This window comes from Aliinostoc maniaoense, assembly GCF_058172895.1.
The window spans coordinates 5956219-5969252 of record NZ_CP187952.1 but is presented as its reverse complement, the minus strand read 5'-3'; the positions used below and the strand labels follow the sequence as shown (position 1 = coordinate 5969252).

Annotated in this window: 11 protein-coding genes and 1 pseudogene; 9 read left to right on the top strand and 3 right to left on the bottom strand. The window is 39.6% G+C overall.

Annotation, left to right across the window (positions count from 1 at the left end; translation table 11 throughout):
- Positions 1-94: 94 nt before the first annotated feature.
- Together ACPZ3T_RS26060 and ACPZ3T_RS26055 are read right to left on the bottom strand one after the other, a co-directional pair.
- On the bottom strand, positions 95-235 hold the full coding sequence (locus ACPZ3T_RS26060) for a hypothetical protein (protein WP_490272326.1): 141 nt from the start codon (positions 233-235) through the stop codon (positions 95-97).
- 74 nt (positions 236-309) lie between these two features.
- Positions 310-1494 carry a class I SAM-dependent methyltransferase gene (locus tag ACPZ3T_RS26055; protein WP_490272325.1) on the bottom strand — a complete coding sequence of 395 codons (1185 nt, stop codon included), beginning with the start codon at positions 1492-1494 and terminating at the stop codon, positions 310-312.
- A 134-nt stretch (positions 1495-1628) separates the two neighbouring features.
- Between ACPZ3T_RS26055 and ACPZ3T_RS26050 the strand changes: the two genes are divergently transcribed.
- The 8 genes and pseudogenes from ACPZ3T_RS26050 to ACPZ3T_RS26015 all read left to right on the top strand — a co-directional run bounded on the left by ACPZ3T_RS26050 (position 1629) and on the right by ACPZ3T_RS26015 (position 10817).
- A complete protein-coding gene (locus tag ACPZ3T_RS26050) occupies positions 1629-2015 on the top strand; it encodes a hypothetical protein (protein WP_490272324.1) in 387 nt (128 codons plus the stop codon).
- Complete coding sequence (locus ACPZ3T_RS26045; protein ID WP_490272323.1) at positions 2012-2461, top strand: Imm30 family immunity protein; 450 nt, start codon at positions 2012-2014, stop codon at positions 2459-2461. Before ACPZ3T_RS26050 ends, ACPZ3T_RS26045 begins: the two co-directional genes overlap by 4 nt.
- Before the next feature lie 114 nt (positions 2462-2575).
- The gene (locus tag ACPZ3T_RS26040) at positions 2576-3235 is read left to right on the top strand and encodes a hypothetical protein (RefSeq protein ID WP_490272322.1); all 660 of its coding nucleotides are present in this window, start codon (positions 2576-2578) and stop codon (positions 3233-3235) included.
- A 920-nt stretch (positions 3236-4155) separates the two neighbouring features.
- Positions 4156-7410: pseudogene (locus tag ACPZ3T_RS26035) on the top strand (phycobilisome rod-core linker polypeptide); the annotation flags it as partial.
- A 381-nt stretch (positions 7411-7791) separates the two neighbouring features.
- On the top strand, positions 7792-8277 hold the full coding sequence (apcA, locus tag ACPZ3T_RS26030; RefSeq protein ID WP_490272321.1) for an allophycocyanin subunit alpha: 486 nt from the start codon (positions 7792-7794) through the stop codon (positions 8275-8277).
- A gap of 69 nt (positions 8278-8346) precedes the next feature.
- Complete coding sequence (gene apcB, locus ACPZ3T_RS26025; RefSeq protein ID WP_490272320.1) at positions 8347-8832, top strand: allophycocyanin subunit beta; 486 nt, start codon at positions 8347-8349, stop codon at positions 8830-8832.
- A gap of 236 nt (positions 8833-9068) precedes the next feature.
- Positions 9069-9275 carry a phycobilisome linker polypeptide gene (locus ACPZ3T_RS26020; protein ID WP_190702125.1) on the top strand — a complete coding sequence of 69 codons (207 nt, stop codon included), beginning with the start codon at positions 9069-9071 and terminating at the stop codon, positions 9273-9275.
- A 375-nt stretch (positions 9276-9650) separates the two neighbouring features.
- Positions 9651-10817, top strand: a complete 1167-nt coding sequence (locus tag ACPZ3T_RS26015; RefSeq protein WP_490272319.1) for a glycosyltransferase — start codon at positions 9651-9653, stop codon at positions 10815-10817.
- Here the strand turns inward: ACPZ3T_RS26015 and ACPZ3T_RS26010 are convergent.
- Positions 10781-11974, bottom strand: coding sequence for a glycosyltransferase family 4 protein (locus tag ACPZ3T_RS26010; RefSeq protein ID WP_490272318.1), 1194 nt, complete (start codon positions 11972-11974; stop codon positions 10781-10783). The two genes, ACPZ3T_RS26015 and ACPZ3T_RS26010, sit on opposite strands and share 37 nt — an antisense overlap.
- A gap of 150 nt (positions 11975-12124) precedes the next feature.
- On the opposite strand from ACPZ3T_RS26010, the gene ACPZ3T_RS26005 reads away from it, so the two are divergent.
- A complete protein-coding gene (locus ACPZ3T_RS26005; protein WP_490272317.1) occupies positions 12125-13027 on the top strand; it encodes a hypothetical protein in 903 nt (300 codons plus the stop codon).
- Positions 13028-13034 lie beyond the last annotated feature (7 nt).

Here is a 13034-nt window from a genome sequence, read left to right as displayed (position 1 = left end):
AATACTTTAGAAAAAAACAATTAACTTCTTTTTTTGAGGGTGTAGGGGTGTAGGGGTGTAGGGGTGTAGGGGAAACCAGGGAGATTTGCAACCCCTATTTCCCCCAAACAGAGCTTTTCATCCCCAAATCAGTGCTGTGGAGTGTCTTGTAGAGCAGCGAATGGTCGCTAGATACTACACGAATGCTGATTTGGTTGACGATCGCTAGTTGTTGTTGCGCGATCGCTGGGTACATTTCTAGATTATCCTACTTCAAAATTCCCAATTCCAAATTCAAAGTTAAGAAATTCTGGGAATATTGGCAGGTGATTAACTGTTAACCGCCAAAATCAGTAAATGTTCCCGCATCAATCTTCTAACTGCATCTAAACCAATTTCTACAGTTGCCAAAATCTCTGCCACTGTCAATTTACCATCACATTTTTGTAAAAATTGCAAGTCAATTTCCGATAAATTCACAATTTGGTAATCTTGATTAAATACGTACTGACCAGGAAACTGATCCATACAGGGATTTAATTCGGGAATCGCTGATAATAGCAGGTGATCTTTTGACCAGTCGGTAGTGGTGATGGGTGGACGACCGAGGAAAAATTCGTAGTGAGTGACTTCTGGGTCGAGTAATTCTATTAAACGATAACGTTGGCGATCGCTCAATTCTTTTGCCCGTTCCATTAACTCTGGTGCTTTACCCAAGAGTCTGTCTAAATTCCAAAACTGAGGGTTGGAGAAACCAATAAATTCTAATTCTGCCGCATCAATTAATTCAAACAGGGTGTCAATGTTGTAGTCAATTTCCTGGGGATGAACATACATATCAGCAAAGCATTCATCCCGATGGTTTTCTAAAGACCAACGTTCCTTTTCCCGTTTGAGAATGCGATTATTTTCTGGGAGAGAAGCAAAGATTTGCCTTCCGACTTGCACACCATCACGATAATCGCCTCTTTTATCATTTTGCAGGAGTGCGATCGCTTTTTGCATTAACTGAATTTCCCAGCGTCCCAACTCCCCATACACAAAAATGTGCAGCAAACCACCGGGAGCTAATTTTTTCGCTAAAGCTTGTATACCACGGATGGGGTCAGGTAGGTGATGTAACACCCCCACACAGTTAATTAAATCAAACTCACCTGGTAATTGCTCCACATCGTATAAACTCAGGTGATGAAATTCCACTCTGTTAGCACCAGAACTTTGACAGCGTTTTTTTGCTACCTCTAAAGTTCCAGAACTTAAATCAATTCCCACAACCTGCGCCTGGGGGTTGAGATGTACTAAATATTCTGTCCCTACACCTGAACCACAGCCAGCATCCAAAATGCGAATGTCTTGCTTTGTTGGTTTGCGTCCCGTACAAAAACTGTAAGCGGCTAACCAATTCCAACGCCAGTTGTAACCAGGGGGTGGTTCATCAAGGATGGGTTCTGGCGGAAATGGGTAAGTATCGTAGAGTTTGGCGACAGCACTACTAACAGCTTGGGAATCGGACATGATCAGTAATAACGCAGTATTTCTGAGTTTAGCGGATAGGGGTAATTAGGGCAAAGGTTGATATTCTCAGAAAGTAGAATATTTAAAGCTACAAAGGGATTAAAGATATTACTAACAATCACTCTCAGCTAATTGTGGGCGAAGGAAGAGTAGGTACTTATGGAGACTTACTTAAATTTGGACGCAGGGGTGACAACCTAACCCCGCATCATATACCCTCTAATGCTTTCATGAAAGCCAAAGTTCCAGGTTATACAACAGACCAAGGTTTGTCCATAATGATGGAACATTTATCACCAGGAAAAGGAGGTCGTCATCGACAAACCATTTCTTATGGCAAATTACCTAATTTAGGTTTATCTCCTAGAGAAGTATTAGCAATAGAAATTCGGGATGTACGTTCTATTTACATTTGTCAGAATTTGTACAATAAATATATCCGTGAAAGTTTACTAACGTTAATTAGATTGAATAAATTAAAATGGAAAGGTATTTTTGATAAAGGAAATACAAGGTTATGAATCAATCTGAGTTACTAGCAATATTAAAGGATAATCGTCTGATGCAAACGGAAGAAGAAATTAGTAGGTTTGAAAATGCTTTAAATGAACTAGAAGAAAATGGGGATGAGCAACTTTTATCTCAATATCATTTGATTTTAGATGATAATTGTCAACATTCAGAAGTAATGTTTGGCTTGGTTCATTTTTTGGAATCTTTTGATGTTGAAAAACAAATTTCAGCGTTTATTAATGTTGTTCCTCAATTAATGATTAATGCTCCTGAATGGGTAAGAATTATACATAATCGAATTTTAAATGATGAATTAGCTTGTCAAGTTTATGATAATCTTTTACATTCAATCAATACAGAAACACCTCATTTTATTTATTGCTTATTAGAAGCAAGCATTATTAATCATCAAAAGGAGCAAGATAATAATTTAAATAAATTGCAGATTAGTTAGTTTTTGGTATATATTAATGTCTCAAACTGACAAGTTAAGTAAATGTAATATCATCTTATAAGGTATAATTTACGTAATTTATACTAAATAATCACAAATCATCAATTAGCTTAAATGGATAAAAAACAAGGATTTATTATAGATTCCTATCACTTTTATCAAATTGCTAAGGATGGATACTCAAAAGCAAAGGCAGGTTGCGAAATCCATCGGCAAAATGAAGCTCTAGTTTCTATTGTTTTTTCAGCACTAGCACTAGAGGCTTTTATTAATGAAATTCCAGCCCTTGCTCAATGTGAAAAGCAAGCTGGCTCAGATGAACCTTTTTTGGATACTTTAATTAATGCCATTGATGAGTCTATCTCTTCTATCAAGAAAAACACACAAGAGAAGTTTATGAGGGCTAGTGAAGCTTTAAATAGTAAATTTAATAAAGGAGATAAAATTTATCAAAACTTTGCAGACTTATTTAAGCTAAGGGATTGTTTGGTTCATCTCAAGCCAGAAGATCGCATTGAAGAAGGAGAGGATGGTGAAATTAAGTATTTTGTAAGAGAACTAACTCAACGTTTTCGTAGCAAAGGCATACTTCTAAAAGATACATCAGTGGAATCAATAACATTAAAAGTTAGCACCGCTAAAGCTGCTTTATGGGCTTGCAACACAGCTTCAGAAATGGTTCACTCAATTCTAGACAAACTTCCTCCATCTTTTCGTGATAACAATCCCCAGATAACTGTGTATAGGATTGGGTTTAAGCCTCCAGAACAATAACTTTATAATTTGGTTTTTAGTTTAATAAACACTTGCACTTGAACATACTAGAAAAGCAAGTCTAAGAAGATGTTTAGGTATTGTTTTATTATTCTAAAAACTCGTTTACCATATTGATGCTTCAATTGTTCCTGTTAATGCCTCTAGAATATCCCAAGCGTTACCATCAGCATTGAACATTTCCGCAGCTTCCATTAAAGGAGATTCAATTTGAGGAGGGTAGGTGCTGACATTATTGCGTAGTAAGGACTTTATTTCTAAAAGTATTTTCAGGGTGCGTTAGCCGAAAGTACAGGAATATTTTTTAGGATTTAATGCCTTACCCTATTGTTTTTGGAACTGTAGCGATCGCTCTTATGATTTACGACCAGTCTGAGTTTGATTTAGGATGTTGTCGTGAAGATTACAAGTAATCGCGTTCCATCCAGTGTGGACTCTAGGGTTTTTAACTCCGCTTGAAGCAGTTCGCCGTCCACGGCTGATCTTCTCCCCCTTAAAAGCCGTTGGGTAAGAGTATCTTACTTCGTTTTTTTATCAAGCCCCTGCCCTGGCTCTCATCCCTACACTCCACCTTGTTACGTGTAGGGTGTTCCCGCCTGAAAGATAAAAATTAGACAACGAAAGCAAATTAGAACTTTTTTGGCAGATTTGTTAAAAAAAGTAACAAAAATTAGATTTTGTCTCAACGTGTTAAGAGTATGTACTTCTTGCAATACAAGGATCTAGCCAAAAAAATCTACATACTTCTTAATAAATTAACAGTGTAAACGCAAAACGTTCTAATCTAAAAGCTGACTGGGTTAATTTTACTGGCAAATTTGTAGGCAATAATCACAACGCATGAAAAGACCGATGTGTCAAGCCTCAAAACAACCCAGACTTAACACATAAATTATTATGATGGGAGTTTTACAAATCCAATGAGTGTTAAGGCGAGTGGTGGAAGCTCAGTTGCGCGCCCGCAACTATATCAAACCTTGGCTGTAGCTACCATTTCCCAAGCAGAGCAACAAGACCGCTTTTTGGGAACTGGGGAACTAAAAGAACTAGCAAGCTATTTTGCATCTGGTGCAAAACGTTTAGAAATTGCCCAGACTCTCACAGACAATTCTGAGATTATCGTCTCTCGTGCTGCTAACCGGATTTTTGTCGGTGGTTCGCCAATGGCTTTTTTAGAAAAGCCTAGAGAACAAGAACTGGCAATGGCTACTGCTGCTGTTAGTGGAGGTGCAGATGTTAGCGAAGGCATGAAACTAGGAACTATCACCTACGTGGAAACCCGTGGTGGATTCTTAGAAAATTTGCGTTCTATCTTCAACACATCTCCTAGTGGCCCTACCCCACCGGGATTTAGACCAATTAACGTTGCGCGCTATGGCCCTAGCAACATGGCCAAGAGCTTACGGGATTTATCCTGGTTCTTGCGCTATGCTACTTATGCGATCGTGGCAGGCGACCCCAACATCATTGCTGTCAATACCCGTGGTTTGCGGGAAATTATTGAAAACGCTTGTTCTGGGGAAGCAACCCTAGTAGCTTTGCAAGAAATTAGATCAGCATCCCTGTCTTACTTCCGCAAAGATCCTGAAGCTACTGAGATTGTTACTCAGTATATGGATGTGTTGTTGACAGAGTTCAAAGCAGCAACACCTTCTACTAAATTGCGTCAACGTCCCTCTGGCGACCAACAGGGTTTACAATTACCCCAAATTTATTTCAACGCCGCCGAAAGAAGACCCAAGTTTGTGATGAAGCCTGGGTTATCGGCTAGCGAAAAAAATGACGTAGTCAAAGCCGCTTACAGACAAATTTTTGAGCGCGATATTACCCGTGCTTACAGCTTGTCTGTCTCTGACTTAGAATCCAAAGTCAAAAACGGCAGCATTTCCATGAAGGAATTTGTGCGTCGTTTGGCAAAATCTCCCCTTTACCAAAAACAGTTTTACCAACCTTTTATTAACAGCCGTGTTATTGAACTAGCTTTCCGTCACATTTTGGGACGGGGGCCAAGTAGCCGTGAAGAAGTACAAAAATACTTCTCGATTATTTCCAATGGTGGTCTGCCAGCTTTAGTAGATGCTTTGGTAGATTCTCAAGAATACAGCGACTACTTTGGGGAAGAAACAGTACCTTACCTACGTGGTCTAGGTCAAGAAGCTCAAGAATGTCGCAACTGGGGGCCACAGCAAGACCTGTTTAACTACAGCGCGCCTTTCCGTAAAGTACCTCAATTTATTACGACATTTGCGGCTTACGAACAGCCATTACCCGACCAGCATCCTTACGGTTCTGGTAATGACCCCTTAGAAATTCAGTTTGGCGCGATTTTCCCGAAAGAAACTCGCAACCCCAGCAGCAGTCCTGCACCTTTTGGTAAAGATACAAGACGCATCTTAATTCACCAAGGCCCTGGTATTAATAACCAACTGAGCAACCCTGGTGCTAGAGGTGTTGCGCCTGGAACTCTTGGTGCTAAGGTGTTCAAGTTAGATCAATTGCCAGGCACAATTGGTAAAAAGGCGGCTAAGGGAGCAAGTATTAAGTTCTCGGAAAGCTCTACCCAGGCGGTAATTAGAGCTACTTACCTGCAAGTTTTCGGTCGTGACCTTTATGAAGGTCAACGGTTGAAGGTGCAAGAAATTAAGCTAGAAAACGGCGAAATTTCCATACGGGAATTTGTGCGTGCTTTAGCGAAATCAGATGTATTCCGCAAAATGTACTGGACATCGCTTTATGTTTGTAAAGCAATTGAGTACATTCACAGACGCTTGTTAGGTCGTCCGACCTACGGTCGTCAAGAAATGAACAAATACTTTGATATCGCCTCCAAAAAAGGTTTTTACGCAGTAGTTGATGCGATTCTTGACAGCGTAGAGTACAGTGAAGCCTTTGGAGAAGATACAGTTCCTTACGAACGCTATCTAACTCCGGCTGGTGTAGCACAACGACAACTGCGTGTTGGTAGCATTCGTGAAGATGTAGGTACAAAAGTTGAAAAACCAGTAACACCACGCTTTGTAGAATTAGGTGCGGTTGGGGAAAAACGCCCAGAACCAGAGGTAGGAGTTCGCATCAATCAAGGTGTTACCAAGCAACGGGAACAAACCAAAGTTTTCAAACTAGTAGCAAATACTGCTGATAAAGTCGCAGTCAAAACTTTGATTAGTGCAGCTTATCGCCAGATTTTTGAGCGTGATATTGCACCTTACATTGTTAAAAACGAATTTACAGCTTTAGAAAGCAAGTTGAGTAACGGCGAAATCACCGTTAAAGAATTTATTGAAGGTTTGGGTTACTCTAACCTCTACTTGAAAGAATTCTATACACCCTATCCCAACACCAAGGTAATTGAGTTAGGAACTAAGCATTTCCTGGGACGTGCGCCGCTTGACCAAGCAGAAATCCGTAAGTATAACCAGATATTGGCTACCCAAGGGATTCGTGCTTTTATTGCCGCATTGATGAATAGTCAGGAGTATCGTGAGGTATTTGGTGAAGATACTGTACCTTATCGTCGCTTCCCCACCTTACCTGCTGCTAACTTCCCCAATACTCAAAGACTTTACAATCAGCTCACCAAACAAAACGATGATTTGGTAGTACCTAGCTTTAAGACTGTCAAGCCACGCATTGACTCTGATAAGACACCAATCTTAGCAAAGGCGATCGCAGATTTAGCAGCCGAGAGCAAACCCGCTTTTGTAGAATTGAGTCGTTCTTCTAACAATGGCAACGCTCAACCTGTAGCAGTGGTTCGCCAACCTGTTCGCATTCACCGTCTGAGTGCAGCTACAACCCTAGCCGAAACACAGGTAATCATCAACGCTATTTACTCTCAGGTAATGGATGTCTATAGCAGCGACATTCCTGAAGATTTACGTCTTGCCCACCTGGAAACTCAACTAAGCAACGGCGAAATTTCTGTACGTCAGTTTGTGCTGGAACTAGCTAGTTCTGACCAATACTGTCAACGCTTCTGTACACCTTACCCCTCTGCTAAGGTAGTTGAACTCCTGTTCCGCCACCTGTTGGGACGTGTACCAGCTAGCCAAGAGGAAATCAGCCAATATCACAACCTATTGGCTAATAGCGGTCTGCGCGCTGCTGTGGAAGCAATCGTGAATAGCGCAGAATATAGCGGCTACTTTGGTGACGATGTAGTTCCTTACTCTCGCTAACAAAGTTAAACAGCTAATCTATCAGGGACTGGGAACTGGGGACTAGGAACTGGGAAGATTTTTCCCAATACCTAAGACCCAGTAAACAATCCCTGATTGCCTTGTGCATGGCAAATTCTGAAAACGAATGTTACAAACTGTTAAGAGTAGCAATAAATGCTCAACAGAATGCCGGAGAATATTTTGCGTAAGGTAGTTGAGTTTTAAAGCTTGTGTAGTTGTGTTAACTCAAGCAACCTCGTAATCTAATGACAGTAGCAGTCACTCATTTAACTGCTCGTGTCTGTAGGACGAGACTAAAATCTCAGCCCAAACAATTTCAAAGTCGCACCAGTTTAATTAAATTCTGGTTTTATTTCGTACTGGAGGAATCCATTAATGAGTATCGTCACGAAGTCCATCGTGAATGCTGATGCAGAAGCCCGCTACCTCAGCCCCGGCGAACTAGATCGGATCAAGAGCTTTGTTTCTGGTGGTCAGCAACGCCTCCGCATTGCTCAAGTTTTAACCGACAACCGCGAGCGTATCGTTAAGCAAGCTGGCGACCAACTTTTCCAAAAGCGTCCTGATGTTGTTTCCCCCGGTGGTAACGCTTACGGTCAAGAAATGACCGCTACCTGTCTGCGTGACCTAGACTACTACCTCCGCCTCGTTACCTATGGAATCGTTGCTGGTGACGTTACCCCCATCGAAGAAATCGGTATCGTTGGTGTACGTGAAATGTACAAATCCCTAGGTACACCCATCGACGCAGTTGCTGGTGGTGTTGCTGCTATGAAGAGCGTAGCTGCTGGCTTGTTGTCTGCTGAAGACGCTGCTGAAGCTGGTGCTTACTTTGACTACGTTGTTGGTGCAATGCAGTAGTTGGAAACCGTTTCCAAAGCACGAAACTGAAATCTATTGCAATAAGGTTGGAAATAAGGAAATAACAACATGCAAGACGCAATTACCTCTGTAATTAACTCCTCTGACGTTCAAGGTAAATACCTTGACACCGCAGCTTTAGAAAAACTCAAAGGCTACTTCGCTACTGGCGAACTGCGTGTACGTGCTGCTACCACCATCAGCGCAAACGCAGCTGCAATTGTTAAAGAAGCTGTAGCTAAATCTTTGTTGTACTCTGATATCACCCGTCCCGGTGGTAATATGTACACCACCCGCCGCTACGCTGCTTGTATCCGTGACTTGGATTACTACCTCCGCTACGCTACCTACGCTATGCTAGCTGGCGATCCTTCCATTCTGGATGAGCGCGTACTTAACGGTTTGAAAGAAACCTACAACTCCTTGGGTGTACCCGTTGGTGCTACCGTTCAAGCTATCCAAGCTATCAAAGAAGTAACTGCTAGCTTAGTTGGCCCTGACGCTGGTAAAGAAATGGGTGTTTACTTCGACTACATCTCCTCTGGCTTGAGCTAAGAGTTAGACTGCACTTAGTTAATTAGGTGCGCTTATATTAAGGACTGGAAATCAGCCATGAGTGCTAGAACATCTAAATGCTTATCTAACTAAAATATCAGTTATGAGTGTTAGCTGTCTGGTATTGATGTTTGATTTCCAGCCTTGGAAAGATTAAGTTAGACATCTGAGTAAGATTCATCATCCCCATTTTTGAAATAAAAAATTTTTCATATTCACCACAGGAGAATCAAAACATGGCTCGCTTATTTAAAATTACAGCTTGCGTTCCCAGCCAAACCCGGATTCGTACCCAACGAGAACTACAAAATACCTACTTTACTAAGCTTGTTCCTTACGAAAACTGGTTCTCCGAACAACAACGGATTCAAAAAATGGGTGGCAAAATCGTTAAGGTGGAACTCGCAACTGGTAAGCAAGGCTCTAATGCAGGTTTGCTGTAATTGCTATAGTTTTAAAATTTATTATAAGAAGTTTTCTCAGAGGTCTAATTTGACCTCTTTATTTTTTTTGCTGATAAATTTATAAAGTAAACCTTAAATGTGTAGGGTGCGTTTAAGCAATACCTAACGCACCACTATTATAAGGTGGGGAGGATATCATTTGTTCAAAAAAATGGTGCGTTACGGCTAAGTAGAACGACTTGAAAAAACCAAACTATGTAAAGTAATGTAATGTAAAAAAATTGAATTTAGTTCGTAGTAAGGACTAAAGTCCTTACTACAAACCTTTAATTATTTACACCGTTCTACTTAATTTTGACCCTCTTAAGTTCTTAAATCCTTGCATAGCCGTAACATACCCTACTTAATATTTAGATGAATAGACTATTAATAATTACAGAAAGATTTACACCAGATTTGGGTGGTTTGGCTAGTAGTGCTACACGACTGGCGACAACATTATCTCAACTGGGTATAGAAGTTGATGTTGTTACCTGGAGTCGCTATTTACAACCGGGGGAAGTTTTACCACCGGCATCTTTAGAAATACAACCTCGTATCTATCGCATAGGTTTATATCGCCATTGGGATATGACTATGCCTCATACATTAAATTTTCTAGAATGGCTGCATCAAACTCGTAATTGTGATGCTGTATGGGGACATTATCTTTTTCCGAGTGGTTTTATCGCTACTTGGTTTGCCAAACTGCAAAAAATAGTTAGTACTGTAAGTGCGCGTGGTAATGATATTGACAGAGAAATGTTTCCGCCGGGAGATTTTGCGCGTTTGCAGTGGACATTGCAAAATGCCGATGTAATTACTGCTGTCAGTGCTGATATGGCTAAAAAGATTCAGTTATTGAGTGGGCGTGATGATGTATTAGTATTAAAAAATACTGTTGATCCAGAAATATTTGCGCCTGGGAATGAAAGATTAATGGAGGATAATCTGCGGCAGAGTTTAGGAATTGCCCCTGATGAAGTAGTATTGGGATTTTGTGGGGAATTACGGGAAAAGAAAGGGCAACAGTTTTTATTGAGTGCTTTAACTACAGTTCGCAAATATCGTGCGGCTTGTCTATTAATTATTGGTGAAGTTCGGGCGACTCAGGAATCTATACTGCAATTGTATGGGAGTCATTACCCAGAAGATGCTCAAAGAGTAATTGTAACAGGGCATTTATCTGAGCCGGAAAAAGTAGCTGCCTATTTACGGTTATGTGATGTTTATCTTCAGCCTTCACTTTGGGAAGGAATGCCGAATGCACTGTTAGAGGCGATGGCTTGCGGTTGTTGTTGTATTGCTAGTGATGCGGGTGGGATGCCAGAAATTATCTCGCATGGTGAAAACGGGTTTTTATTATCTCGTTCTCAGTTACACAAGTTGGGTGAGGCGGTGCTGGAATGTTTGGCGATGTCGTTAGAGGAAAAAAATACAGTTAAGCAAACAGCACGCGATCGCATTTTAACTACCCATTCTATCACTCAGGAAAAACAGCAACTTCAAAGAGTGATTGATCTGTTAATGCCTAATTCTTGATAGGCTTTCACTAAAGCATCTCCAGCCTGTTGCCAAGTATAGTAATTTTCAATTCGCTGACGGGCGTTAACTGCGAGTTGTTTACCTAATTGTCTGTCACGATGTAACCTTAACACCCCATCTTTAATTGCTTTAGCTGAACCTGGCTTGACGAGTAAAAAATCAACCCCATCTGTTCCTAATTCCCGAACTACAGGCAAATCACTGGCAATTACTGGTGTTCCCGTTGCCATGCCTTCTAAAATCTTCAGAGGACAACAACCTTGGACTAAATTGCGATCGTTGGCTGTCAGAGGAGATAAAATCACATCTGAGTGATGAATTTTTTTTACCAAATCTTTTTGTGAAATTGGTTCTAAGATAGTTAATTTATCTTCTACATCTAACTTTAATGCTAGTTTTTGTAAAGCTTGTATTTGGTATTCTCTAGCTTGTCCAATCACAGTTAAATGAGCAGGAATATCTCGATTTATCAGCCCTAAAGCTTCAATTGCTAAATTCACACCTTGCCAGGGTGAAAGCGTACCGAAATATAACATCTGCACAGGTAAATCATTGCTCTTATCTAAACGATAAGTAAACACATCTAAATCTACACCATTAGGAATGACGCGGATTTTATCTGCTGGGATATGTCTCTGTTGTTGTAAATATTTAGCGGTGACTGTGCTAGGGGTAACGATTAAATCTGCGGCTGCAAAGCAAATTTGCTCTTGAGAATACAACTTATGTAAAAGTTCTCGATCTTCAACAACAGCCGGATAGCGGTATTTTAATTCTATAGAAGGTAAACCATTCACCTCAAAGACTAACTTGTCACAATATTGATTTTTGTGAATTGCAATGGCTAAACCTTCATAAATTGACCGAATATGAATAATATCAAATTGCCTGTGCTGCAACCATAATTGCAAGTGCTGACGAAAGTACAAAACTCGCTCAATCAGATTCTCACCCAAAGCTGGCAACATTGTGTGCCTCAGTTGTGGCTGAGTTTCGACAGACTCTATCAATTCTATTGTCGGAGAAACTGTTAATAAATGTATATCACCAAAAGCTGCTGCTAAAGCCATAGAAAATGCCTGAATATGGATAGCAGCGCCCTTTGGTGCGGGTACAGTGTCAAAGGAAATATAAGCAATTTTTGTTTTATTCATAAATGTTTAATCTCGTTGACAGTGTTTTTTTCGTTTGGTATACTGACGGCAATTTATATTAGTTTGATCTAAATATTTTTTTACAAAACTCAGTATTTTTCATAAATTTAGATATTGATGATTATATTCAAGTAATGGAATTTAGATTATATGCCTATTGAATTACAAAAGTTTCGCAAAGAACTAATTTATCAACAAACAGCACCAATTAAAGTTATTACAACTGATTTGGATGATTTAGCTGCACTTGATCAACTAGCAGAGTTAAAACAAAAAAAATATGGTAAAAAAGCACTGTATTATTTTTTGGGAGCATTAGCTTTAAGTATATTAATCATAGTTTTACTTGTGATTAGTAAAGAAATAGAATTTTTAAGCATATTGATAATTTTGTTATTTTTGGCTTGCATTGGTTTAATTGTGACATGGATTTATTATTTATCCATGATGTTTAAGTTTGCCAGATTGAATGTTAATAATTATCGCTATGATGTAACAAAAAAAATATTAGCGATGCTGGCTAGAGATGTTGATGTCACTGCTTCAGTTTCGCTAAAATTAAATTTTAATAACACTGAAAAAAACGAAAATAAAAAAAATACGATACCACACCCATATAAATCTGGTTGGAAAATAGATTTTTACGAAAACGAATGGTTGACAATCCGAGGAAAGTTTCTAGATAATAGTAGATTTTCATTAACTACTACTGAGATATTGAAAAAACAATATGGTTGGAAACGTGGTAGTAGTGGGAAAAGTAAGTATAAATCAAAAACTAAGCCTGTTGGGTTAGAGATAAATTTGAATTTAACCTATCCTCAGCGTCGCTATGGGGCAGTAAAAGTTTTAAAAAATGAAGTGATTAATGCCGTACAGCTTCCTGAATCATCAAATTTAAAACGATTAAAAGTTACAGATAAATTTATCTATGTTCTGGTGAGAATTGTGCCACACTTTACTGAAAAACAAGATGTAATTTACCAAACAGTTATATCAATGTTTTTGAGTATTTATCAAGTACTAAATTTAGCAAAAACTCTCTCTAAATAATCAAACA

What these genes read in the sequence shown, in the direction of transcription:
- apcA (WP_490272321.1), top strand. Translation starts at nt 7,792, where the DNA reads ATGAGTATCGTCACGAAGTCCATCGTGAATGCTGATGCAGAAGCCCGC.
- ACPZ3T_RS26010 (WP_490272318.1), bottom strand. Translation starts at nt 11,974, where the DNA reads ATGAATAAAACAAAAATTGCTTATATTTCCTTTGACACTGTACCCGCA.
- apcB (WP_490272320.1), top strand. Translation starts at nt 8,347, where the DNA reads ATGCAAGACGCAATTACCTCTGTAATTAACTCCTCTGACGTTCAAGGT.
- ACPZ3T_RS26040 (WP_490272322.1), top strand. Translation starts at nt 2,576, where the DNA reads ATGGATAAAAAACAAGGATTTATTATAGATTCCTATCACTTTTATCAA.
- ACPZ3T_RS26045 (WP_490272323.1), top strand. Translation starts at nt 2,012, where the DNA reads ATGAATCAATCTGAGTTACTAGCAATATTAAAGGATAATCGTCTGATG.
- ACPZ3T_RS26020 (WP_190702125.1), top strand. Translation starts at nt 9,069, where the DNA reads ATGGCTCGCTTATTTAAAATTACAGCTTGCGTTCCCAGCCAAACCCGG.
- ACPZ3T_RS26060 (WP_490272326.1), bottom strand. Translation starts at nt 235, where the DNA reads ATGTACCCAGCGATCGCGCAACAACAACTAGCGATCGTCAACCAAATC.
- ACPZ3T_RS26005 (WP_490272317.1), top strand. Translation starts at nt 12,125, where the DNA reads ATGCCTATTGAATTACAAAAGTTTCGCAAAGAACTAATTTATCAACAA.
- ACPZ3T_RS26055 (WP_490272325.1), bottom strand. Translation starts at nt 1,494, where the DNA reads ATGTCCGATTCCCAAGCTGTTAGTAGTGCTGTCGCCAAACTCTACGAT.
- ACPZ3T_RS26015 (WP_490272319.1), top strand. Translation starts at nt 9,651, where the DNA reads ATGAATAGACTATTAATAATTACAGAAAGATTTACACCAGATTTGGGT.